We start from the raw sequence: 23,436 nt of genomic DNA on the forward strand, positions 1-23,436 counted from the left end.
CTACACGCCGGGGGGCGACCAGGGGGTGCGGTCTTCGCGGAACAGCGCGACGACCGCTGCGACGACGACGGCCACCATCGACCAGATGAGCAGCGCCGCGGTGGACTTCAGCTCGAGCGGCAGCAGCACGTCGGCGCCGTCGGCGAGACCGGACACGCTGCCGTCGGGTCCCAGGAACTCACCCACGAACCGGGCGATCAGGGAACCGACCACGCCCATGGCGGCCAGCGACACCAGGACCGCGACCGGGTTGCGCCGGTGCCAGACCACGAAGACGACCGACAGCAGCAGCCCGAACCCGCCGCTGAGCAGCGCGAACACGGCGTCGCGGGTGAACAGGTGCTGGCCCTCGCGGGAGTCGTAGCCCAGCGCGCCGTTGACGACGACGCCCTGCACGTCGGGCGCCAGCAGCCACCACAGCACGCCCAGGAGCACACCCGCGACGACCGACACGACGGCGATCTGGAGGACGACGCGGGTGTTGCTCGGCGCGTCGTGCCCCAGCCGCTCGGCGCGCGTCGTCACGACGCCAGACACGTGGGGCCCAGGAGCTGCTTGAGGTCGCCCATGAGCGCCGTGGACGGGGTGACCCGCAGGCGGTCGTCGAGCTTCATGACGGTGGTGCGGCCGGGCCCGGTGAGCTTCAGGTGCACCGGGGTGGCGCCGGGATGCGTCGTCAGGACGTCCTTGAGCCGCTCGACCACCGGCGGCGTGCACCGGGTCATCGCCATGGTGACGACGACCGGCCCGGAGGGGCCGTCGGAGAGGTCGGGCATGCTCAGCTCGGCCGCGATGAGCTGCGGCGCCTCCTCGCGGCGGTCGAGCCGGCCCTTGACCACGACGATCTCGTCCTCGGCCAGCTGCAGCGCGTACAGCTGGTAGGTGGCCGGGAAGAACATCGCCTCGATGGAGCCCTCGAGGTCCTCGACCGTGACGATGGCCCAGGTGTCGCCGCGCTTGCTGACCTTGCGCTGCAACGACGTGATGAGCCCGCCGACGCTGATGGTGGTGCCGTTGGGCACCTCTTCCTCGTCGCTGAGCGCGGAGATGGGCCGGTCGGACGCGTTGGCGATGATGTGCTCGAGGCCGAGCAGCGGATGGTCGGACACGTACAGGCCGAGCATCTCGCGCTCGAACGCCAGCTTCTGTTTCTTGTCCCACTCGGTGAGCTCCGGCACCTGGACCTCGAAGCCGCCGGCGGCGTCGTCGCCCGCGCCGCCGAAGAGGTCGAACTGGCCGACCGCCTCGTTGCGCTTGAGCGAGATGACGGTGTCGACGGCGTCGTCGACGATGGCGGCCAGCGCGCGCCGGGCGTAGCCGAGGGAGTCGAACGCACCGCCGCGGACCAGCGACTCGACGACCCGCTTGTTGCAGACGTGCACCGGGACCTTGTCCATGAAGTCCGGGAACGTCTCGAACCGGCCGTTCTCCTGCCGGGCCGCGACGATGCCGTCGACGACGTTGGCGCCGACGTTGCGGATGGCGGTGAGGCCGAAGCGGATGTCGGTGCCGACCGGGGTGAAGTCGCCGGCCGACTCGTTGACGTCGGGCGGCAGCACCTTGATGCCCATGCGGCGGCACTCGGACAGGTACAGCGCCGTCTTGTCCTTGTCGTCGCGGACCGAGGTGAGCACCGCGGCCATGTACTCGGCCGGGTAGTGCGCCTTGAGGTAGGCGGTCCAGTACGCGATGACGCCATAGGCCGCGCTGTGCGCCTTGTTGAACGCGTAGTCGGAGAACGGGACCAGGATGTCCCAGAGCGTCTTGATGGCGGCGTCGCCGAAGCCGCTGGCCTTCATGCCGTCGGAGAACGGCACGTACTCGGCGTCGAGGACCTCGCGCTTCTTCTTGCCCATGGCCCGGCGGAGCAGGTCGGCCTTGCCGAGCGAGTACCCGGCGAGCTGCTGGGCGATGGCCATGACCTGCTCTTGGTAGATGATCAGGCCGTAGGTGGTGCCGAGAATGGGTTCGAGCGCCTCGGCCAGCTCGGGGTGGACCGGTGTGATGGGCTGCTGGCCGTTCTTGCGCAGCGCGTAGTTGATGTGGCTGTTCGCGCCCATGGGCCCGGGGCGGTACAGCGCGATGAGGGCGGAGATGTCCTCGAAGTTGTCGGGCTTCATCTGCCGCAGCAGCGAGCGCATGGGCCCGCCGTCGAGCTGGAAGACGCCGAGGGAGTCGCCGCGGCCGAGCAGCTCGTAGGTGCCGCGGTCGTCCAGCGGCAGTTCCTCGAGGACGATGGCGTCCTTGCCGTTGCGGACGATGTTCTTCAGCGCGTCGTCGAGGATGGTGAGGTTGCGCAGGCCCAGGAAGTCCATCTTGACCAGCCCGAGCTCTTCACAGGTCGGGTAGTCGAACTGGGTGATGATGGCGCCGTCCTGCTCGCGCTTCATCACCGGGATGGTGTCGAGCAGCGGCGCGGACGACATGATGACGCCGGCCGCGTGCACGCCCCACTGGCGCTTCAGGTTCTCGAGGCCCTTGGCGGTGTCGACGACCCGGCGCACCTCGGCGTCGGACTCGTACAGCGACCGGAACTCGCCCGCCTCGGCGTACCGCTTGTGCTCGGGGTCGAAGATGCCCGACAGCGGGATGTCCTTGCCCATGACGGCCGGCGGCATGGCCTTGGTGATGCGCTCGCCGACCGCGAACGGGTTGCCCAGCACCCGGCTGGCGTCCTTGACGGCCTGCTTGGCCTTGATGGTGCCGTAGGTGACGATCTGCGCGACGTGGTCGGTGCCGTACTTCTCGGTGACGTAACGGATGACCTCGCCCCGCCGGCGCTCGTCGAAGTCGATGTCGAAGTCGGGCATCGACTTGCGCTCGGGGTTGAGGAACCGCTCGAAGATGAGCCCGTGCGGGATGGGGTCGAGGTCGGTGATGCCCATGGCGTACGCCGCGATGGACCCCGCGCCCGACCCGCGGCCCGGGCCGACCCGGATGCCGTTCTCCTTGGCCCAGTTGATGAAGTCGGCGACGACGAGGTAGTAGCCGGCGTAGCCCTTGGTGGTGACGACCTCGGTCTCGTAGTTGGCGCGGGCCCGGACGTCGTCGGTGATGCCGCCGGGGAAGCGCTGGTGCAGGCCGCGCTCGACCTCCTTGACGAACCAGGAGACCTCGTCCTCGCCGTCGGGCACCGGGTAGCGCGGCATGTACCTGCCGGGCTCCTCGACGAACTTGACGTCGCAGCGCTCGGCGATGAGGAGGGTGTTGTCGCAGGCCTCGGGGTACTCGGCCCACTTCTCGCGCATCTCGGCCGCGGTCTTGAGGTAGAAGTCCTCGGCGTCGAACTTGAACCGCTTGGGGTCGGCGAGCGTGGAACCGGACTGCACGCACAGCAGGACGGCGTGCGCCTCGTGGTCGGACTTGCGGGTGTAGTGGAGGTCGTTGGTGGCCAGCAGCGGCAGGCCGAGGTCCTTGCCCAGGCGCAGGAGGTCTTCGCGGATGCGGGTCTCGATGCTGAGCCCGTGGTCCATCAGCTCGAGGAAGAAGTTGTCCTTGCCGAAGATGTCGCGGAACTCCGACGCGGCCTTGATGGCTTCGTCGTACTTGCCCAGCCGCAGGAACGTCTGCACCTCGCCGCTGGGGCAGCCGGTGGTCGCGATGATGCCGGCGGAGTACTTCTGCAGCAGCTCGCGGTCCATGCGCGGCTTGAAGTAGAAGCCCTCGATGCTGGCCAGCGACGACAGCCGGAACAGGTTGTGCATGCCGCCGGTGTTCTCGGCGAACATCGTCATGTGCGTGTAGGCGCCGCTACCCGAGACGTCGTCGCCGCCGCCGTCGCCCCACCGCACCCGCGTCTTGTCGAACCGGCTGGTGCGCGGCGTCAGGTACGCCTCGGTGCCGATGATCGGCTTGATGCCGTGCTTCTTCGCCTTGTTGTAGAACTCGTAGGCGCCGAACACGTTGCCGTGGTCGGTGGTCGCCACGGCCGGCATGCCCTGTTTCGCGGCCTCGGAGAAGAGGTCGTCGAGACGGGCGGCGCCGTCGAGCATGGAGTATTCGGTGTGCACGTGCAGGTGCACGAAGCTCGACACGGACGCCTCCTCACGCGAACAGACCACCGGCGTCAGGGGCGCGCGCCGGGGACTGGAGACAGCCTATGCCGACGCTCCGACAGCGTCTCGGTGCCACTCCGACGAGAGCCGGCTCACAACCGCCAGACGGGCGGTTCGCCCTCCTCGTCCCGTTCGGCGGCGTCGAGTCCGGCCTCGATGATCGCGGTGACGATGCGGGCCAGCGACTCCGGCGGGAGCGACGGCGCGCGCTCGGCCATCGCGGCGACGATGGCGGCCTCGCGGCCCGGGTCGCGGCCGGCGTGACCGCCCACGGGCTTGAGCCGCTGCACCCGTCCGGCCAGCGCGACCCGGTGCTCCAGCAGCGTCGCCAGTGCCGCGTCGACGGCGTCGATGGCCGCCCGGCAGCCGGTGACGGTGTCCGGGACGGCGGACCGGACCAGCGGCGCGACCCGGGTCGCGGCCTCGCGGGCCTGCGCGGCGGCCGCGGCGCCCGGCGCGGTGAGCCACAGGCCGTCGGCTCCCGCCGCGACGGCGGCCGCGGCCAGCTCCGGCCGCTCCCCCAGGTTCACGACGACGGGCCGCCCCTGCGCCCGCGCGGCCTCGATGACGGCCGGGTCGACGCCACCGGCTCCGCCGACCAGCGTGACGGACGCGGCTGGGACGGCGTCGTGGTCGAGGTCGCCGCCGGCTCCGGCGGGCGCGACGACGAGCGGCCGGACGGCGTCGTGGAACGCCGCGGGGACGGCGGTGGCGGCCGTCGTTGCGGCCGGGCGCTGCGTGGGTGCGGTCACGGGATACTCCTGTTTCCGTGAACGGCCGTCCACCTCCGGGAGCCGGCCGTTCGGGGCCAGATGGCGAGAGAGCCGGCTCGGGAGGGCCGCGCTACGCCTCGGCGCGGCCGGCCACCCGGGCCGGCTCGATAAAGGCGAGATACGCGCGCATGACGGCGACGGTACCGGCGTCCCGCCCCGCCTGTCCACGAACCGGACCGCCTGGTTCACATGACGAGACGGGGTCAGCGTGGCCGGAGCGCCGCGCGGCAGGCGGCCGCCACCTGGCGTGCGGCGGCCAGCGGCGCCGTCCAGCCGGTCCGCTCCCCCGCGGCCACCAGCGGCGCGAGCAGCTCGGCGGCGGCCCGCGGGGCGCCGCGCCGGAGCCGGGCGCGGGCCAGCGCCACGTACGTGTCCGCGCCGTACAGCCAGACCGACCCCGGCGGGGCGCCGACGGCCCGCACCATGGCGTCGGCCTCGTCGAGCAGCTCGCGCGAGTCCGTCGCGGCGGCCAGCGCGGCCAGGCAGGGCAGCCGGTAGGCCTCGGTACGGTGCCGGCCGGCGATCGTCAGCCCGCGCTCCAGCAGGACGACGGCCTCCGCGGTCCGGTCCAGTTCCAGCAGCGTGGTGGCGTAGGCGGCCATGCTCGCGGCGCCGAACCAGGCGTGCGCCGGCAGCGTCAGCGACCGGCGCCCGTGCCGGACGGCGTCGCCGGGCCGGCCGCGCAGCCGCGCGATCCAGCCGAGGTTCGCCTCGTACCAGGACTCGTAGCCGGTGTACCCGCTGCGCCGGTTGATCAGCAGCGCCTCCTCGACCCGCCTGGTGGCGGTGTCCCAGTCGCCGCGGGCGAGCGCCGGGAAGGCGGACTCGAACACGCACCACTGCAGCAGCCAGAGGTCGCCGGAGCGTCGGCACAGCGGCTCCAGCTCGTCCAGGACGGCGCGCAGCTCGCGCACCTCGCCCTGGTAGGCGTACGCCGTCTTCAGCCCGTCCAGCGCCACCGTCAGCGCGTGGTCGCCGCCGATGACGCGGGCCAGCGCCAGCGCGCGCCGTCCGTACGACAGGGCGTCGTCGAAGCGCAGCCGGTTGGCCGAGAGCACCGAGAGCCACGCCAGCAGCTCCGACTCCGCCGGCCGGTCGCCCAGGCGCTGCGCCAGCCGCAGGCTCTCCTCGAGGTGCACCGTCCCCTCGGCGACCGGCCGGCCGCCACCCGCCCAGGCCGGCCCGCCCAGCTGGCGCAGGGCGCGCATCTCCAGGCCGCGGTCGCCGGCCGCACGCGCCGCCCGCAGTGCCTCCGCGTGGTCGGCCACCGCGTCGGCGTAGCGGAACATCGCCTCCCGGGCCCGGCCGCGGGCCAGGTGCGCCCGCCCGGTCAGCTCGACGTCGCCGCTGCGGCCGGCCGCGTCGATGGCCTGGCGCAGCAGCGCCTCGGCGTCGCCGACGGCGTACCGGTGCAGCGCCTGCTCCCCCGCGGCCAGCCAGCCCGGCCCGGCGCGCGCCCAGTCGCCCGCGGCCGCGGCGTGCCAGCCGACCGCCTCCGGGTTGCCGGCCTGCAGGTCAGCGGCGCGCAGGTGGTACGCCACCCGGGTGGGCGGCGGCGTCGCGGCGTACAGGGTCTCCTGGACCAGGTCGTTCCCGAACTCGTACGAGCGGCCGGCCACCACGAGCAGCCGGGTCGGCAGGATCCGGTGACAACGCCGGGCCGCCTCCTGCGCGCTGAGGTCGAGCAGGCCGGCCAGCGTCATCGGCGTGAACGACGAGCCGAGCACGGCGGCGGCGTGCAGCAGCTCCTCGGCCTGCGGGCCGGCCCGCCGGACCCGGGCCATGACGCTGGCCCGCAGCGAGTCCGGGATGCCCTCCTCGCCCGCGGCCAGCGCGCGCAGCGTCTCGACGACGAACAGCGTGTGGCCGCGCGTGCGCCGGGCGATCTCGGCACCGTGCGCCTGCTGGCCGGCCTCGGCCGCCAGCCGCGAGATCGCCGCGTCGTCCAGCGGGCCGACGTCGAGCCGCTCGGCGACCCCGGCCAGCGTGGCGAGGACCCGCTCACCTTCGTCCGCCCGGACGGTGCCGATCACCAGCAGCCGGCCCTCGGCCGCGTGCCGGCCGAGGTAGTGCAGCAGCTCGACGGTGGCCGCCCCGGCGTGGTGCAGGTCGTCGACGACGAACACGACCGGCTGCCGGGCGGCCAGCCGGCGCAGGAAGACGACCACCGCGTCGTAGACGCGGCGACGCTCGGCGGCCGCGCTGCGCCGCTCCGGCGGCGGCTCGCCCAGCAGCGCCGCGACCTCCGGCACCAGCGTGGCCAGGGCGCCCGCGCGGTCACCGGTGGACTGCCGCAGCACCGGCGCCGGCAGCTGGGCGACCAGCCGGCCGAGCGCCTCGGCCACCGGCTGCAGGAACAGCGAGCGCTCCACGTCGTAGCAGCGCGCCTCCAGGGTGCGGCCGCCGGTGCGGCGGGCCAGCCGGGCGGCCTCCTCGGCCAGCGCGGTCTTGCCGATCCCGGCCTCGCCGGCGACCAGCACGAGCGCCCCCTCTCCGGCGACCGCCTGCTCCCACAGCCGGACCAGCCGGGCGAGCTCGGGTGCCCGCCCGGCCAGCCGTTCGACGCCGGGAGCGGAGCCGGCGACGGCGGGCGCGGCCGGTGTGACCTGCTGGCGCAGGATCGCGACGTGCAGCTCGCGGGTCGGCGGCGCCGGGTCGACGCCCAGCTCGGCGGCCAGGCCGGCGCGCAGCCGCTCGAACGCCGTCAGCGCCCGGGCCGGCTCGCCGGCGGCGTCGTAGACCCGCATCAGCGACCGCGCGGACCGCTCGTCCAGCGGTTCGGCCGCGGCCGCCGCCTCCGCCGCCGCGAGCGCCGCCGCGACGTCCCCCGTCCGCAGGCCCGCCTCGGCCGCGACCGCACGGGCCCGCCCGACGACGTCCGCCTGGAGCCGCCGGCCTTCCACCGCCCAGGCGGCGTCCGCCTCGTCGGCCAGCAGCGGCGTGGAGCCGACCAGATCCAGCCCGGCCTGGGCGGAGGCCAGCGCCATCGCCGGCTCCGCGTTCGCCAGCCGCAGCTCCGCCTCGTCGACGAGGTCGGCGGCCCGGTGCAGGTCGACCCGCGCGCCGTCGCCGAGCCGGTAGCCGGACCGGCCGCCGGCGACGACGTCCTGGCCGAGGGCGGCCCGCAACCGGCTGACCAGCGTCGCGACGCTCGCCTCCGGCCGCCGCGGCGGCCGCCCGCCCCACAGCGCGTCGACGATGGTGTCGACGGGCACCAGCCGGCCGCCCGCGACGGCCAGCAGGGCCAGCAGCGTCCGCCCCTTGCGGTCGCCCACCTCGCCGGCGGCCAGCGCCCGGCCCGCGCGCACCACGGTCAGCTCGCCGGCCACGCGCACCTGCAGCTCAGCACCGTCCGCCGTGTCCACCCCCCTGCCACCAGGTCGTACTCCTCCCGGCCGCGCCGGTCAAGAGCGACCGCAACGCCACCGCAACGGGGCGTGGAACCGTCGCCGTCGTCCGTACTCACCACGGGGGGAACACCATGAGCACCGCCATCGAGACCGGGCGCACCGCGCACCGGGAGCTCACCGACGTCCGCGGCCGGCTGACCGGGCCGGAGGACGCCGGCTACGACGAGGCCCGCAAGGTCTACAACGCCATGATCGACCGGCGCCCGGCGCTGATCGCCCGGTGCGCCGACGCCGACGACGTCGCCCGGGTCGTCCGCTTCGCCCGCGACCACGGGCTGCCGCTCGCGGTGCGCGGCGGCGGCCACAACGGCGCCGGCCTGGGCGTCGTCGACGACGGTGTCGTCATCGACCTGGGCGACCTGCGCGACATCACCGTCGACCCGGCGGCCCGGACGGCGCGCGTCGGCGGCGGCTGCACCTGGGGCGAGGTGGACCGCGCGACGAACGAGCACGGCCTGGCCACGCCGAGCGGCATCATCTCGACGACGGGGGTCGGCGGGCTGACGCTCGGCGGGGGCATCGGCCACCTGACCCGCGCGTTCGGCCTGGCCATCGACAACCTGCTCGAGGTGGAGATGGTGCTGGCGAACGGCGAGCGGGTGTCGGCCAGCGCGGCCGAGCACCCGGACCTGTTCTGGGCGGTCCGCGGCGGCGGCGGCAACTTCGGCGTCGTCACGTCGTTCCTGTTCCGGCTGCACGAGCTGGACACCGTCATCGCCGGCCCGACGTTCTGGCCGGTCGAGCAGACCGCCGAGGTGCTGTCGGCCTACCGCGACTTCCTGCCCGCCGCGCCGCGCGAACTGAACGGGTTCTTCCTGGTCGGAGCGGTGCCACCGGCGCCGCCGTTCCCCGAGGAGCTGCACCTGCGCACGGTCTGCGGCGTCGTCTGGTGCCACGTCGGGTCCGCGGAGCAGGCCGCCGCCGACATGGCGCCGCTGCTGGACGCGCTGCCCGAGCCGCTGCTGCACGGGCCGGCGCCGATGCCGCACCCGGCGCTGCAGGGCGCCTTCGACGGCCTCTACCCGCCGGGCGACCAGTGGTACTGGCGGGCGGACTTCGTCACGGAGATCCCGGACGAGGCGGTGGCGATCCACGCCGACTTCGGCGCCCGGCTGCCCACCTGGAAGTCGACCATGCACCTGTACCCGATCGACGGCGCGGCGCACGACGCCGGTCCCGCCGACACCGCCTGGAGCTACCGGGACGCGCGCTGGGGGTCCGTGTTCGCGGGGGTGGACGCCGACCCGGCCAACGTCGAGCGCATCAGCACGTGGTCGAAGGGGTACTTCGGGGCGCTGCACCCGTACTCGGCCGGCGGGGCGTACGTGAACATGATGATGGACGAGGGCGAGGAACGGGTCCGGGCCAGCTACCGCGGCAACTACGAGCGGCTGGCCCGCATCAAGGCGCAGTACGACCCGGACAACCTGTTCCGGGTGAACCAGAACATCCGCCCAGCTACGTAGGCCGGATGAGGTCCAGGGCCTGCTGGAGGTCGTCGGGGTAGGTGGAGCTGAACTCGGCCCACTCCCCCGACCCCGGGTGCTCGAAGCCCAGCCGCTTCGCGTGCAGCCACTGCCGCGTCAGCCCGAGCCGGGCGGCCAGCGTGGGGTCGGCGCCGTAGGTGAGGTCGCCGACGCAGGGGTGCCGCAGCGCGCTGAGGTGCACCCGGATCTGGTGCGTCCGCCCGGTCTCCAGGTGGACTTCCAGCAGGCTGGCCGCCGGGAACGCCTCCAGCGTCTCGTAATGCGTGACGCTGGGCTTGCCACCGGCGACGACGGCCCACTTGTAGTCGTGCTGCGGATGGCGGTCGATGGGGGCGTCGACGGTGCCGCGGGACGGGTCCGGGTGGCCCTGGACCAGCGCGTGGTAGACCTTGTCGACCGTCCGCTCCTTGAACTGCCGCTTCAGCGACGTGTAGGCGCGCTCGGACTTCGCCACCACCATGAGCCCGCTGGTGCCGACGTCGAGCCGGTGGACGACGCCCTGCCGCTCGGCCGCCCCGCTGGTGGAGATGCGGAACCCGGCGGCGGCCAGGCCACCGACCACCGTCAGGCCGGTCCAGCCGGGGCTGGGGTGCGCCGCGACGCCGACCGGCTTGTCGACCACGACGACGTCGGGGTCGTCGTGGACGATGCGCATTCCTTCGACGTGCTCGGGGACGACCTGGATGGGCGCCGGCGGCGCCGGGAGCTCGACCTCCAGCCAGGAGCCGCCGCGCACGCGCGCCGACTTCAGCGCGACGGAGCCGTCGACGACGACGTGGCCGTCCTCGACCAGCGCGGCGGCCTTGCTGCGGGAGAACCCGAACAGCCGGGCCAGGGCGGCGTCGAGACGCTCGCCCTCCAGCCCGTCGGGGACGGGGAGACTGCGGTGCTCACTCATGACGCGACCACCTCGCGCCGCCGGGCGTCGTGCGGGATGCCGCGCACGCTCAGCACCGCGACCAGCACGGCGCCGGTGACGATGGCGGTGTCGGCGAGGTTGAAGACCGGCCAGTTCGGCAGCTCGACGAAGTCGACGACGTGGCCGCGGAACGCGCCGGGCATGCGGAAGATGCGGTCGGTGAGGGTGCCCAGCGCGCCGCCCAGGACGGCGCCGAGCGCCACCGCCCAGCCGCGGTGCGCCACCCGGCGGCCGACCACCACGATGACCAGCACGACCGCGATGGCGACCACCGTCAGCACCGGCGTCAGGTTCGTGGCCAGGCTGAACGCGGCGCCCGGGTTGCGGATCAGCCGCAGCTGCACCAGCTCGCCCAGCACCGGGACCGCCCGGCCGGGGTCGAGCAGCGAAACTGCCAGGATCTTCGTCAGCTGGTCCGCCGCCAGCACGGCGGCGGCCACGGCCAGGAGGACGCCGGTGCGGCGGCGCCCTCCGTCCGTCAGCGGCGCTCCTGCTTCTGCTTGCACGTCATGCACAGTGTGGCCCGCGGGAACGCCTGCAACCGGGCCTTGCCGATGGGGTTGCCGCAGTTCTCGCAGATGCCGTAGGTGCCGTTCTCGATGCGGCCCAGCGCCCGCTCGGTCTGGTTCAGCATGTCGCGGTGGCTGGCCGCCAGCGACATCTCGTGCTCGCGCTCGAACGTCTTGGTGCCGGTGTCGGCCTGGTCCTCGCCGCCGGTGTCGCCGCTGCGCAGCAGGTCGGCGATGTCGGCCTCGGCCTCGGCGATCTCCTCGCGCAGCCGCGTGCTGTCGGACCTCAGCAGGTCACAGACCTCCGTGAGCTCGGCTTCCGTCCACGGGCTCTCGTCTTCGCGGACCACCAGGGCGGCCGCCTCCGCGGCCTCGACCTTGCTGTTCCCGGCCATGGTGTCCACCTTCGCCTTCGCACCCGCCATCTGCCTCGCCACCCTTCCGTACCCCCGTTGCCCCGTCCCACCCCTGCATGTGAGCCAGGTGCCGTGAGAATAGATCGTGACCCGCCCGTCATCAATCCGCCTCGCGCATGAGATCTGCCAGGAGTGATGCCGCCGCGTCCGGGACCTCGACTGTCTTGGTCCTGCTGGTCGTTCCGGTGAGCAACGTCACCTCCCGCCGGCGTATTCCCAACGCGCCCGCCACGGCCTCCAGCGCCGCCTTGGTGGCGGCGCCGTCGACGGCGCGAGCCTGGACCGCCACCACGAGGGCGTCGCCGTACCGGCCGCCCACCGCCGTCCGGGAGGCGCCCGGCCGCACCCGGATCGTCACGCGCACGCAGCCAAGAATAGGTCGTCCAGGGGGTAGTCGCGCGTACACTGGCACCGTCGCGAGCAGGCGTTGACGGGGCCATCACCCTCGAGCCGCCGGAAGAACGGCGCCATGGCGCTCATTAGACCCGGCCGCGGCGAACGAAGTGGACCGGCGTCGCCGGTCAAGGAGGGTGGTACCGCGGGGTCCGCCTCGTCCCTCCGTCGGAGCACGACACGACGGAGGATTCGAGAGCGACGATGACCGAGCCGACCGGCTACCGCGAGGTGCCCGCCCAGGTCGACCTGCCTGCGCTGGAGCACGACGTGCTCGCGCTGTGGCGCGACAACAACGTGTTCGCGCAGACGCTGAAGACCAGCGAGGGCCGCCCGCAGTGGACCTTCTACGAGGGCCCGCCCACCGCCAACGGCATGCCCGGCACCCACCACATCGAGGCACGCGTGTTCAAGGACGTGTTCCCGCGCTACCGGACGATGAAGGGCTACCACGTCCCACGTCAGGCCGGCTGGGACTGCCACGGCCTGCCGGTCGAGATCGCCGTCGAGAAGGAACTCGGCTTCGAGTCCAAGAGCGACATCGAGGCGTACGGCGTCGCCGAGTTCAACGCGCGGTGCCGCGAGTCGGTGCTGCGTCACGTCGACGCGTTCGAGCAGCTCACCGAGCGGATGGGCTACTGGGTCGACCTCTCGCAGGCGTACCGCACCATGGACGCGTCGTACGTGCAGAGCGTCTGGTGGTCGCTGAAGCAGATCTTCGACAACGGCCTGCTGGTCGAGGACTACCGGGTGTCGCCGTACTGCCCGCGCGACGAGACGGCGCTGTCGTCGCACGAGCTGGCGCAGGGCTACGAGACCGTCGTCGACCCGTCGGTGTACGTGCGGTTCCCGCTGACGAGCGGTCCCTTCGCCGGCGAAGCCGCCCTCCTCGTCTGGACGACCACGCCCTGGACGCTGGTGTCCAACACGGCGGTCGCCGTGCATCCGGACGTGACGTATGTCGTGGCGCGGCCGGCCGGGTCGTCCGAGCTGCTCGTGCTGGCCGAGCCGCTGCTGGCGTCGGTGCTGGGCGACGACGCCGAGGTCATCTCGTCGTTCACCGGCGCCGACATGGAGCGGTGGACGTACCAGCGCCCGTTCGAGCTGGTCGACATCCCCGACGCCCACATCGTCGTCGTCGACGAGTACGTGACCACCGAGGACGGCACCGGGCTGGTGCACCAGGCGCCCGCGTTCGGTGCCGACGACCTGCGGGTCTGCCGCCGCTACGGCCTCCCGGTGGTCAACCCGGTGCGCTCGAACGGCACCTTCGCCGAGGACGTCCCGCTGGTCGGCGGGCAGTTCTTCAAGCGCGCCGACGCCGGCCTCGTCGACGACCTCGAGCAGCGCGGCGTGCTGTTCCGGCACGCCCCGTACGAGCACGAGTACCCGCACTGCTGGCGCTGCCACACGCCGCTGATCTACTACGCGCAGCCGTCCTGGTACATCCGCACGACGCAGATCAAGGACGCGTTGCTGCGCGAGAACGAGAAGACCACCTGGTACCCCGAGACCATCAAGTGGGGCCGCTACGGCGAGTGGCTGCGCGGCAACGTCGACTGGGCGCTGTCGCGGAGCCGGTACTGGGGCACGCCGCTGCCGATCTGGCGCAACGACGAGGACCCGTCCCGCATGGTGTGCGTGGGGTCGCTGCAGGAGCTGTCGGAGCTGTCCGGCCAGGACCTCTCCGAACTCGACCCGCACCGCCCCTACGTCGACGACGTCACGTTCACGATGGACGGCGTGCCCGGCACGTTCCGCCGCGAGCCGTACGTCATCGACGTCTGGTACGACTCCGGCGCCATGCCGTTCGCGCAGGTCGGGTACCCGTACGAGCCCGGCAGCGCCGAGGCGTTCACGAAGTCGTACCCGGCGCAGTACATCTGCGAGGCGCTGGACCAGACCCGCGGCTGGTTCTACACGCTGATGGCCATCGGCACGCTGGTGTTCGACCGGTCGTCGTACGAGAACGTCGTCTGCCTGGGGCTGATCCTGGCCGAGGACGGCCGGCGCATGAGCAAGCACCTGGGCAACATCGTCGAGCCGATCTCGCTGATGGACGAGCACGGCGCCGACGCCGTCCGCTGGTTCATGCTGGCCAGCGGTTCGCCGTGGCTGCCGCGCCGGGTCGGCAACGCCGGCCTGCAGGAGATCGTCCGCAAGGTGCTGCTGACGTACTGGAACACGGCGTCGTTCCTGTCGCTGTACGGGCGGACCGCGGGCTGGCGGCCGGGCGACGGTTCGGCTCCCCCGGTGGCCGAGCGGCCGGTACTGGACCGCTGGGCGCTGTCCGAGCTGCACCGGCTGGTCCGCGAGGTCGACGCCGCGATGGACGGCTTCGACACGCAGACGGCGGGCGCGAAGCTAACGGCGTTCGTCGACGACCTCTCCAACTGGTACGTGCGGCGCTCGCGGCGGCGGTTCTGGGACGGTGACCCGGCCGCCCTCGCCACCCTGCACGAGTGCGTCGAGACGCTGACGCGGCTGATGGCGCCGATGGTGCCGTTCGTCACCGAGCGGGTCTGGCAGGACCTCGTCGTGCCGGCCGTCGCGGACGCCACGGCGTCGGTGCACGCCGCGACCTGGCCCGAGGCGGACGAGGCGCTGATCGACGACGCGCTGCGGGCCGAGGTGTCACTGACCCGGCGGCTGGTCGAGCTGGGCCGGGCCGCCCGGGCGGAGTCGAAGGTGCGGACCCGGCAGCCGCTGTCGCGCGCGCTGGTCGGCGCCCGCGGCTGGGACACGCTGCGGCCGGAGCTGCGCGCCGAGGTCGCCGACGAGCTGAACGTGGCGTCGGTGCTGTCGCTGGCCGAGGCCGGCGCCGGCGAGGACCTCGTCGACGTGAGCGCGAAGGCGAACTTCCGGTCCCTGGGCAAGCGGTTCGCGAAGGACACGCCGAAGGTCGCGGCAGCAGTGGCCGCCGCCGACGCGGGGGCGCTCGCGTCCGCCTTGAAGACAGCCGGTCGCGCCAGCGTCGAGGTCCCCGACCTCGGCACCGTCGAGCTGGCGCCCGACGACGTCGTCGTCACCGAGACGCCGCGCGAGGGCTGGGCGGTCGCCCGTGAGGGCGAGACCGTCGCGCTGGACCTCACGCTGACCGACGCACTGGTCCGCGCTGGTCTGGTTCGCGAGGCGGTCCGGCTGGTCCAGGAGGCCCGCAAGGCGTCCGGATTCGAGGTGTCCGACCGCATCGAGCTGGCGTGGTCGGCGTCCGACCAGCTGGCGGCCGCGCTGCGCGAGCACGGCGCCCTGCTGGCCGACGAGGTGCTGGCGACGGCCGTGCACGAGGGGCTCGACGCGCTGGACGGCCGGCCCGAGCACGGCGACGCCGACCTCGGACTGACGTTCCGGGTGCGCCGCGTGCCCGCCGCCGACGCCTGACCAGCGAAAGGCCTGACCAGCGAAAGGGCTGACCAGCGAAAGGGGCCCGGGCCGGCGTCGCGCGCCGGCCTAGGGCCCCTTGTCGTCGCTGGTCGAGCGGTCGAGCGTCAGCGCTGTTCGTCGTCGAGCAGGCTGGCAACCGAGCGGAGCGAGCCGCCCGTCTGCGTCGCCTGGGCGTTGCCACCGGGGCCGGACGACTGCGGCGAACCGCCGCCGCCTGCCGCCGCTGCGGGGACCTGCCCCACGCCGGTGTCGGCTTCGTCGACACCGCCGGTCTCGAGCTTGCGCAGCTCGCGCTCGAGGTAGGACTTCAGCCGGCTGCGGTACTCGCGCTCGAAGGCACGCAGCGTCTCGAGCTCGCGCTCGAGGTCGGCACGGTCGGACTCGAGCTTGCCGAAGACCTGGGTGCGGCGCTTCTGCACCTCCTGCTCGATCGAGTCGGCCCGCTGCCGGGCGTCCTGCTCGATCTTCGCAGCCTTGGCCTTCGTCTCGGAGTCGAGCTTGTCTGCCCGGCTCCGTGCGTCGTTCATGAGACGGTCGGCCTCGGCCTTGGAGTCGGCGACGAGTTCGTCCGCCGTCTTCTGGGCCAGGGCGAGCACCTTGGCCGCGGCGTCGCTGGGCTGCACGCCGATGGGCGCGGCAGCCGTGGCAGACGGCGGGGCCTCGGGGGCCTTCGGCGCCTCCGGCTGGCGCGGAGCCTGGATGGGCTCGGCCGACGCGGCGACTCCGCCGCCACGGGTCACGGCGGAGAGCTTGTCGCGCAGCTCGTCGTTCTCGCGCTGCATGCGAGCAAGCTCGGCCTCGACCTCGTCCAGGAACTCGTCGACCTCCTGCATGTCGTAACCCTCGCGCAGGCGGACCGTCGTGAACTCTTTGTTCTGGACGTCCTCGGGCGTCAGTGGCATAGCGTCACCTCGGATGTGGGCATAGGCAGAATGTCACCGTACCGCGTCATCCTAGAGATCCGACAACAACAAGCAGAATCTGGACCAGGATGATGAGCACGATGAACGCCAGGTCGAGGGCAACCGAACCGATCCGCAACGGCGGCAGCACGCGACGAATCGCGCGCAACGGCGGGTCGGTCACCGTGTATATGGCCTCCAGCACGACGAGCACCAGCCCCTTGGGCTGCCACTCGCGGGCGAAGACCTGGATCCAGTCGACCACGAGCCGGACCAGCAAGGCGATGAAGAACAGCCACAACACCGCGGAGAGGATCTGACTCACAGCCGACACAACACCTGAACCTACCCGACGTCGGCACGGAACGATGACTGCGACACGGGCACATGATTGGGACACGGCGAGCCGGGCGCGAGTTCGCGGAGTTTGCGAGTCACGCCCGGCCCAGGTCAGCTCTGGTTGAAGAACCCGCCGCTGACCATGCGGGCCTTGTCCTCGGCCGTCACGCTGACGTCCGCGGGTGTGAGCAGGAACACCTTCGCCGTCACCCGGTCGATGCTGCCGCGCAGGCCGAAGATGAGCCCGGCGGCGAAGTCGACCAGCCGCTTGGCGTCGACGTCGTCCATCTCGGAGAGGTTCATGATGACGGGCGTGCCGTCACGGAAGTGCTCGCCGAGCGTGCGCGCCTCGTTGTATGTCCGCGGGTGCAGCGTGGTGATGCGCGCCTCACGCATGGCCGGTGCCCTCCGTACTGCCTGGACCGGACGGCGGTCGGCGAGCGAGGCCACCGTGGCGGTGTGCTCGCGCTCGGGTGCTCGTTCGGGTGCTCGTTCGCGACGCGGCTCCTCGGCGGGCTCGTCGTACTCCTCGGTGTACGCCTCGCCGTCGGCGTCTTCGTAGTCTTCGTATTCGTCGTCGTAGCGGTCTCGGTCCTCCACGAGGCCGAGGTAGACCGCAACCTTGCGCATTGCGCCGGCCATTCAAGTCCTCCGACTAGTGGTGGACGGTCCCCTGTTGATCCAGACACTAGCCTTGGGCACAGCCGGATCCGGGGATTGTGAGCGCGACACGCCCACGTGTCGCAGCAGTCACACCAATCACGCCTGACTCATCCATGCCACCCCGGCGAACCGTCCCGTGACGCCGTCACGGCGGTAGGAGTAGCTGTGCGGATCCTCGATCGTGCAGGTCGCGACGGTCTCGACGGCGGCGCCGGCGGCCCGCAGCTGCGCGACGACGCCGGCGGGGACGTCCAGCCCCGGCGTGCCCTGCCTGGTGACCGCCCACGCCTCCGGCACCACCGCGGCGACGTCGGCCCGCATGGCCTCGGGCACCTCGTAGCAGCGCCCGCAGACCGCCGGGCCGACCCGCGCGACCAGCTTGCGGGCGCCGAGGTCGCGCATCGCCGAGATGACCGCCGGCACCACGCCGGCCTTCAGCCCGGGCCGGCCCGCGTGCGCGACGCCGATCACGGCCGCCTCGGGGTCGGCCAGCAGCACCGGCACGCAGTCGGCGACGAGGACGGCGAGCGCGCGGCCCGGCTGCGTGGTCACCAGCGCGTCGACCTCGGGCGCGGGACCGGCCCACGGCCCGTCCACGACGGCGACGGCGTTGCCGTGCACCTGGTTCATGTAGTTGACGGCGCCGGGCGCCAGGCCGATCGCCGCCGCGAGCCGCGCGCGGTTGCCGGCGACGGCGTCCGGGTCGTCACCGACGTGCCCGCCGAGGTTGAGCGTGTCGTACGGCGCGACGCTGATGCCGTCGTGCCGGTCGGTGAAGGCGAACCGGACCGGACCGGCCGCGCTGGTGTCTCGGAGCACTTGCTATTTCAACCTGCGCTATTTCAAGAAGTCGGGCACGTCCAGGTCGTCACTGGCCGTGGACGGGACGATGCGGCGCTGTTCGCGGGGCGGGGCGGGCGGCGCGGCGGGTGCGCCGTCACCGTCGGCGCCGCCCGTGTCCCCCTGGTCGCCCGGCTTCGCGGCGGCCGGGGTGGCCGTCGCGACCGAGCCGATGCCCCCGGCGGCGGCCGCGCCATTGCCTCCGGCCGCCTCGGGCTTCCTCACGGTGCCCAGCTCGCGCCGCGTGGGCGAGCCGCTGTCGAATCCGGCCGCGATGACGGTGACCCGCACCTCGTCGCCGAGCGCGTCGTCGATGACCGCACCGAAGATGATGTTGGCGTCGTCGTGCGCCGCCTGCGCGACCAGGTTGGCCGCCTCGTTGATCTCGAACAGCCCCAGGTCGGAGCCGCCGGACACCGACAGCAGCACCCCGTGCGCGCCGTCGATCGACGCTTCGAGCAGCGGGCTGGAGATGGCCATCTCGGCCGCCGCCACCGCCCTGTCCTCGCCGCGCGCGGACCCGATGCCCATGAGCGCCGAGCCGGCGTTGCTCATGACCGACTTCACGTCGGCGAAGTCGAGGTTGATCAGGCCGGGCGTCGTGATGAGGTCGGTGATGCCCTGGACACCGGAGAGCAGCACCTGGTCGGCGCTCTTGAACGCGTCGAGGACGCTGACCTGGCGGTCGCTGATGGACAGCAGCCGGTCGTTCGGGATGACGATCAGCGTGTCGACTTCTTCGCGCAGCGCCTCGATGCCCGCCTCGGCCTGCATCGCGCGCCGTCGTCCCTCGAACATGAACGGGCGGGTCACGACGCCGATCGTCAGCGCGCCGAGCGACCTCGCGATGCGGGCCACCACGGGCGCGCCGCCGGTGCCCGTCCCGCCACCCTCGCCCGCCGTGACGAAGACCATGTCGGCGCCCTTGAGCACCTCTTCGATCTCCTCGGCGTGGTCGTCGGCCGCCTTCCGGCCGACGTCCGGGTTGGCGCCGGCGCCCAGGCCGCGGGTGGCCTCGCGGCCCACGTCGAGCTTCACGTCGGCGTCGCTCATGAGCAGCGCCTGCGCATCGGTGTTGATCGCGATGAACTCGACGCCCTTGAGGCCGACTTCGATCATGCGGTTGACCGCGTTGACTCCGCCGCCGCCGATGCCGACGACTTTGATCACCGCGAGGTAGTTCTGCGGAGCAGTCACTGGACATCGCCTTTCGTCGAGTTCAAACCCTCACCCTCAAGTTGAGGTTTATAGTTATGTCAACCTGAAGATGATGAAACGCTAAGCGCCATTCATGCTCGGCTCCCGTAGACACGCCGTAGCCCGCACGGATTGACCGCCTCGTGGTCCCCGCGCGCCCGAGTGCGCTTACCCTGGTCGCCATGACTCGGCGGCTCGGCGGCGACGCCGGTGCGGGCGACGGCCCCCACCGCGACTCCCGTCCTGCGCCCGACGCTCCCTCCGGCGCCGACGCCCGCCGCCGCTCCCACACGTCCCAGGGCCTGGCCTCGCGCCTAGCCGCCGTCGCGTCCCGGCTCGCCTCGCGCTGGACGGCCGGCGTCGCGGTCGTCGTGGCGACGGTGCTCGCTGGACTCTTCGCGACGCCTCTCGGCTCGGCCCCCGGTGTGGTCGCGCTGCTCGCCGTCCTCGTCATGGTCCTCGCGATGCTGGCCACGTCGCGAGCCCGCGTCCCCGCCGCCCCGCGGTACGGCCCCGGCCTGCGCCGCGTGGCCGCCGCTCCGCCCGTCGTCATCGCCCAGACCGACCCCGACGCCGCCGCCCGCCCGCGGCCGAGAGCGCCGTCCGGACTGCTGGTTCCCCTCAGCTGTCCGTCCACGTGCTCTCGTTCCGAAGGGTCCCGTCATGTTGTCCGTTCTCGACACACCTGCCCAGGGCGTCTCCGTGCTCGTCCTCGGCCTCTCCTCCGTTGTGGAGCCGCTCGCCGGTGATGCCGCCACCGGCCTCGCCATCCTCCTCGTCGTCGTGCTCGTCAGGTTGGCGCTGCTGCCGCTGAGCCTGCGCGCCGCCCGGGCCGGACGTGCCCGGCTGGCGCTTCGCCCGGCCGAGTTGCGGCTGCGTGAGCGGTTCCGCCGCGATCCCGTCCGCCTGCGCCGCGAGCTCACCGCCCTGCACCGCTCCCACGGCACCTCGCCGTTCGCCGGCCTCGGCGCGTCGCTGGCTCAGGCGCCGTTCGTCATGGTGCTGTACCGGCTGTTCTCCTCGCCGACGCTCAACGGCGGGGCGAACGCACTGTTCACGCACACGCTGCTCGGCGTGCCGTTGAGCGACCGATGGCTGACTGCCGTCGGCTCCGGCGTCGCGCCGGCGGAGCTCCTGGTGTTCGGCGCCGTCTTCGTGCTGCTGATCCTGGTCGCCTGGTGGTCGTCACGGCTCGCACACCGGCAGGCCGCCCTGAGCGGACCTCCGTCGCCCGGAGCCGGAGCCGCGGCCGGAGCCCGGGCGGGGGCCGGAGCCGGGTCTGGGGCCAGCGCCGGGTCCGGATCCGGGGCCGGGGCCGGGGCCGGGGCCGGGGCCATGATGGCGAGGGTGGCCCGAGTGGTGCCGTACGGCACCGTCGCGGTGGCCGCCTTCGTGCCGCTTGCGGCCGCCCTCTACCTGCTGTTCTCGGGCACCTGGACGGCGACGGAACGCTGGCTGCTCGGTCGCGACCGTCCGCTGCCCGCGACCGCCTGAAACCAGCCGGGCATGGCTGAGCCTCTGCGCACCCACGGGGCGGCCTCCTGTACGTGCCGGCCTGTACTCGCCTGCCTCGGAGGCTCCCGGTGGCCCGGCAGCGCGCATAGGCCCACCGTCCGCTTCGCCGGGCCTGCTCACCGTTCCGCCGGGCCTGCTCACCGTTCCGCCGGGCCCGCCCACCGCTCCACCGGGCCTGCCAACTGCTCTACCGGACCGGGCCGATCGGTTCTGCCGGTCTTCGGTAGTCGTGGCCGGTGGGGCTGGCCCACCGGGTCGTGCCGCCGGGTTGTCGCTGAACACTCCAACCGCCGTGATGTTTGATCAGGTGGTGCGTCTCGCACAGCGACTGGAGGTTCGCGCACACGGTCGAGCCGCCGGCCGCGAACGGGACGATGTGGTCGATGTCGGCCGCTCGGGCCGCTCGGCGGCACCCGGGCATGCGGCAGGTCCGGTCGCGGGCGACGATGAAGTCGGCCAGCGCCTTGCTCGGCCGGTACTTCGTGCGGCCGAGATCGAGCAGCTGCCCACTGTCGGGGTCCGTGCGCAACCAGGTCCACACCCCCTCGGCCGCCAGCTCGCGGGCGACGTGCGCGGGGATCGGCCCATACCCCTCCAACTCTCCCGGCTCGTCGTCGAGACCGGCGAGGGTGCTGAACGGGACGGTGACGTGCACGCTTATCTGCCGGCGCCGCGGGCTGGTCCCGGCGCCGGACGGGGTAGGTCGGACGTTGCCAGCCGAGCCGGCACCGGGTCCGCGCGAAACCGCGGCAGCCTCCGTCGCCTCGGTCGCCTCGGTCGCCGCAGCACGGCCCATGGCCGCGGCGTCGTGCGCGGCCTCGTGCGCGAGGCCCATTGCCGCGGCGTCGTGCGCGGCCTCGTGCGCGAGGCCCATTGCCGCGGCGCCGGACGAGGTGGGTCGGACGTTGCCCCCCGAGGCGCCACCGGGTCCGCGCGAAACCGCGGCAGCCTCCGTCGCCTCGGTCGCCGCGGCACGGCCCATGGCCGCGGCGTCGTGCGCGAGGCCCATGGCCGAGGCGTCCTGCGTGGCGTCGTGCGTGGCGTCCTCCGCGGCCTGGTGCGTGGCGTCGTCTGTCGTGGTGGCAGGGGGTGTGGCGTGGCTGGTGGCAGTGTCGGCGCAGGCGTTGAGCGCCGCCCACCCCAGTTCTGCCAGGGCGTCGGCGCGACGTTGGTCGCTGGTCCGGGCCGACAGGCCGAGCGCGGTGTCGGCACGTTTCGCATCAGCCGCAGCCACCTTCAGAGCGGTATTGAGGGCGGTGGCGTCCTCGGCGGGCAGCAGTGCCTCCAGGAACGCCATCCCGTCCGACGCCGGCGTCACGGCCACGTACCGGCCGTCGCGGGCGATCCGGTGGCGTTCGGCGGTCTCGACCGGGGCCAGTTCGTGCAGCAGCCGCTTGACCAGCCGCCGCAGCGCCACCGCATCAATCGCCGGCGCCTTCGACAACGCCGCGGCCTCCACCCGGGCCCGCACCTCGGGGTCCTGCCCACCCAGTTCGTCAGTGATCACCCGGGCCCGCCGCAGGTCGATCAATCCCGCTGCGAGAGCCGCCTGCGTGTCCTGGAAGTCCTCCACCAACTGCAACGCGCGCCCGACCTGGTTCTCCGCCTGCCGAGTAGTGACCTGGCAGCGTCCGGCGATCTCGGCGGCGGTGTTCGTGACCGCGTTCACCGACCGATAGCCGGACACGTCCGGGCGCATCTCCGCCCGGGATGCCAGCGCCGCCAGTACCCGCGCCTCGTTCGCGGCGGCCCAAGCGGACAGTCGTGCCCACGCGGCGGCGGCCTCGACGAGGTCGTAGCCGTCCGCGCCGTCGAGGTCGAACGCGGCCAGCACGGCCGCCAGCTCCGGCCCGGTCGGCGTCCGTTCGGCGTCGGCGGGCAGCACCCGTGCCGACCGTTCCCAGAACCCCGGCTCCACGCCACCGCCGACCAGGTCGCACGGCTCGACCCTCACCCAGTCGAACGTGTCCGGATGCCACGCCACCAGCTGCCCCACCGGGTCGACACCCGGTGACGCAGCAGCCAGTAGCGCTTCTTCGAACATGCGACCCACTCTACCCGCCCAGCCGAGCAAGATCAACTCCACCGATTCCCACTGCACGAGACCGCCATCGCCGACCTGTGTCCACAGCCCTGATGAATCCGCGGAGTTGTCCACAATTCCGGACTTCGCGGTGGCGCAGCAGCTCCCGATCTGGCGGGATGGAGGACATGACGAACACCCACATCGCCCCCGACACACTCACCAACGACGACCAGGAGGCCGCCCGGCGCCGCATCCCTCGCCAACGCACCCGAACGGGGTTCGACGACGAGATCGCGCGGCTCATCCGCGACCGCGTGCAGGCCGACGTCGCCAAGCGCATGGCTCGCCGACGACGCCACCGCCAGTACCACGACGCCCTCGAGCAACGCCGTCGCTACGCCAAGAAGGCGCTGCACGCCGAGAGGCTCGCGGCCAGGGCGCAGCAGACCTGCCGTTGCGCACAGCCGCGACCACCCGCGTTGCTCGGACGAGATCCGGGCGGCGGGACGAGCGTGCTCGCCCTCTGCCCGGCCTGCGGACGGAGGACCTGATGGCGACGCACGGCCCGTCCGGCTGACCCGCCACCGCGCACGGCCACCGAGGCGACC

The 23,436-nt window shown here is 72.9% G+C and carries 18 protein-coding genes; 4 read left to right on the forward strand and 14 right to left on the reverse strand.

Going from position 1 to position 23,436, the window contains the following annotated elements:
• The 4 genes from ACW62_RS05550 to ACW62_RS05565 form a co-directional block, all read right to left on the reverse strand.
• Complete coding sequence (locus ACW62_RS05550; RefSeq protein ID WP_053203057.1) at positions 1 to 525, reverse strand: hypothetical protein; 525 nt, start codon at positions 523 to 525, stop codon at positions 1 to 3.
• Entirely contained in the window at positions 522 to 4,034 is a 3,513-nt protein-coding gene (gene dnaE / locus ACW62_RS05555; protein ID WP_205629151.1) for a DNA polymerase III subunit alpha, read from the reverse strand. The genes ACW62_RS05550 and dnaE overlap by 4 nt, the downstream gene beginning before the upstream one ends.
• Before the next feature lie 113 nt (positions 4,035 to 4,147).
• A complete protein-coding gene (locus ACW62_RS35090) occupies positions 4,148 to 4,807 on the reverse strand; it encodes a chorismate mutase (protein WP_205629152.1) in 660 nt (219 codons plus the stop codon).
• A 224-nt stretch (positions 4,808 to 5,031) separates the two neighbouring features.
• Positions 5,032 to 8,193 carry an ATP-binding protein gene (locus tag ACW62_RS05565; RefSeq protein WP_053203058.1) on the reverse strand — a complete coding sequence of 1,054 codons (3,162 nt, stop codon included), beginning with the start codon at positions 8,191 to 8,193 and terminating at the stop codon, positions 5,032 to 5,034.
• A gap of 116 nt (positions 8,194 to 8,309) precedes the next feature.
• Here ACW62_RS05565 and ACW62_RS05570 point away from each other — a divergent pair, with 116 nt between their 5' ends.
• Positions 8,310 to 9,704, forward strand: coding sequence for an FAD-binding oxidoreductase (locus tag ACW62_RS05570; RefSeq protein WP_053203059.1), 1,395 nt, complete (start codon positions 8,310 to 8,312; stop codon positions 9,702 to 9,704).
• Here the strand turns inward: ACW62_RS05570 and ACW62_RS05575 are convergent.
• From ACW62_RS05575 to ACW62_RS05590, 4 genes are all read right to left on the reverse strand, one after another.
• Positions 9,697 to 10,623 carry an RluA family pseudouridine synthase gene (locus ACW62_RS05575; RefSeq protein WP_053203060.1) on the reverse strand — a complete coding sequence of 309 codons (927 nt, stop codon included), beginning with the start codon at positions 10,621 to 10,623 and terminating at the stop codon, positions 9,697 to 9,699. The two genes, ACW62_RS05570 and ACW62_RS05575, sit on opposite strands and share 8 nt — an antisense overlap.
• On the reverse strand, positions 10,620 to 11,150 hold the full coding sequence (gene lspA, locus ACW62_RS05580; RefSeq protein ID WP_169791996.1) for a signal peptidase II: 531 nt from the start codon (positions 11,148 to 11,150) through the stop codon (positions 10,620 to 10,622). The genes ACW62_RS05575 and lspA overlap by 4 nt, the downstream gene beginning before the upstream one ends.
• Complete coding sequence (locus ACW62_RS05585) at positions 11,123 to 11,548, reverse strand: TraR/DksA family transcriptional regulator (protein WP_205629153.1); 426 nt, start codon at positions 11,546 to 11,548, stop codon at positions 11,123 to 11,125. Before ACW62_RS05585 ends, lspA begins: the two co-directional genes overlap by 28 nt.
• A gap of 121 nt (positions 11,549 to 11,669) precedes the next feature.
• A complete protein-coding gene (locus tag ACW62_RS05590) occupies positions 11,670 to 11,933 on the reverse strand; it encodes a DUF167 domain-containing protein (protein ID WP_053203063.1) in 264 nt (87 codons plus the stop codon).
• Between the two features lie 233 nt (positions 11,934 to 12,166).
• Between ACW62_RS05590 and ileS the strand changes: the two genes are divergently transcribed.
• A complete protein-coding gene (ileS, locus tag ACW62_RS05595) occupies positions 12,167 to 15,343 on the forward strand; it encodes an isoleucine--tRNA ligase (RefSeq protein WP_053203064.1) in 3,177 nt (1,058 codons plus the stop codon).
• 107 nt (positions 15,344 to 15,450) lie between these two features.
• On the opposite strand, the gene ACW62_RS05600 is transcribed toward ileS, so the two are convergent.
• The 5 genes from ACW62_RS05600 to ftsZ form a co-directional block, all read right to left on the reverse strand.
• Complete coding sequence (locus tag ACW62_RS05600; RefSeq protein ID WP_053203065.1) at positions 15,451 to 16,248, reverse strand: DivIVA domain-containing protein; 798 nt, start codon at positions 16,246 to 16,248, stop codon at positions 15,451 to 15,453.
• A 46-nt stretch (positions 16,249 to 16,294) separates the two neighbouring features.
• Positions 16,295 to 16,573, reverse strand: coding sequence for a YggT family protein (locus tag ACW62_RS05605; RefSeq protein WP_197682826.1), 279 nt, complete (start codon positions 16,571 to 16,573; stop codon positions 16,295 to 16,297).
• A 125-nt stretch (positions 16,574 to 16,698) separates the two neighbouring features.
• A complete protein-coding gene (locus ACW62_RS05610) occupies positions 16,699 to 17,229 on the reverse strand; it encodes a cell division protein SepF (RefSeq protein WP_053203067.1) in 531 nt (176 codons plus the stop codon).
• 117 nt (positions 17,230 to 17,346) lie between these two features.
• The gene (pgeF, locus tag ACW62_RS05615) at positions 17,347 to 18,069 is read right to left on the reverse strand and encodes a peptidoglycan editing factor PgeF (RefSeq protein WP_053203068.1); all 723 of its coding nucleotides are present in this window, start codon (positions 18,067 to 18,069) and stop codon (positions 17,347 to 17,349) included.
• An 18-nt stretch (positions 18,070 to 18,087) separates the two neighbouring features.
• Positions 18,088 to 19,287 carry a cell division protein FtsZ gene (gene ftsZ, locus ACW62_RS05620; protein ID WP_053203069.1) on the reverse strand — a complete coding sequence of 400 codons (1,200 nt, stop codon included), beginning with the start codon at positions 19,285 to 19,287 and terminating at the stop codon, positions 18,088 to 18,090.
• Between the two features lie 663 nt (positions 19,288 to 19,950).
• On the opposite strand from ftsZ, the gene ACW62_RS05625 reads away from it, so the two are divergent.
• Positions 19,951 to 20,781, forward strand: coding sequence for a YidC/Oxa1 family membrane protein insertase (locus tag ACW62_RS05625; protein ID WP_053203070.1), 831 nt, complete (start codon positions 19,951 to 19,953; stop codon positions 20,779 to 20,781).
• 208 nt (positions 20,782 to 20,989) lie between these two features.
• Here ACW62_RS05625 and ACW62_RS05630 read toward each other — a convergent pair whose 3' ends face one another.
• Positions 20,990 to 22,960: an HNH endonuclease signature motif containing protein gene (locus tag ACW62_RS05630; RefSeq protein WP_169791997.1), complete on the reverse strand. Its 1,971-nt coding sequence runs from the start codon at positions 22,958 to 22,960 to the stop codon at positions 20,990 to 20,992.
• A 53-nt stretch (positions 22,961 to 23,013) separates the two neighbouring features.
• On the opposite strand from ACW62_RS05630, the gene ACW62_RS05635 reads away from it, so the two are divergent.
• Complete coding sequence (locus ACW62_RS05635) at positions 23,014 to 23,379, forward strand: hypothetical protein (protein ID WP_157574419.1); 366 nt, start codon at positions 23,014 to 23,016, stop codon at positions 23,377 to 23,379.
• Positions 23,380 to 23,436: the final 57 nt, after the last annotated feature.

The sequence above is a fragment of the Jiangella muralis genome, assembly GCF_001270745.1.
Lineage (GTDB): Bacteria > Actinomycetota > Actinomycetes > Jiangellales > Jiangellaceae > Jiangella > Jiangella muralis.

Excerpts from the sequence above, each read along its gene's own strand:
- ACW62_RS05570 (WP_053203059.1), top strand. The coding sequence starts at position 8,310 with ATGAGCACCGCCATCGAGACCGGGCGCACCGCGCACCGGGAGCTCACC.
- ACW62_RS05575 (WP_053203060.1), bottom strand. The coding sequence starts at position 10,623 with ATGAGTGAGCACCGCAGTCTCCCCGTCCCCGACGGGCTGGAGGGCGAG.
- ACW62_RS05585 (WP_205629153.1), bottom strand. The coding sequence starts at position 11,548 with ATGGCCGGGAACAGCAAGGTCGAGGCCGCGGAGGCGGCCGCCCTGGTG.
- ileS (WP_053203064.1), top strand. The coding sequence starts at position 12,167 with ATGACCGAGCCGACCGGCTACCGCGAGGTGCCCGCCCAGGTCGACCTG.
- ACW62_RS05600 (WP_053203065.1), bottom strand. The coding sequence starts at position 16,248 with ATGCCACTGACGCCCGAGGACGTCCAGAACAAAGAGTTCACGACGGTC.
- ACW62_RS05610 (WP_053203067.1), bottom strand. The coding sequence starts at position 17,229 with ATGGCCGGCGCAATGCGCAAGGTTGCGGTCTACCTCGGCCTCGTGGAG.
- ACW62_RS05625 (WP_053203070.1), top strand. The coding sequence starts at position 19,951 with ATGTTGTCCGTTCTCGACACACCTGCCCAGGGCGTCTCCGTGCTCGTC.
- ACW62_RS05635 (WP_157574419.1), top strand. The coding sequence starts at position 23,014 with ATGACGAACACCCACATCGCCCCCGACACACTCACCAACGACGACCAG.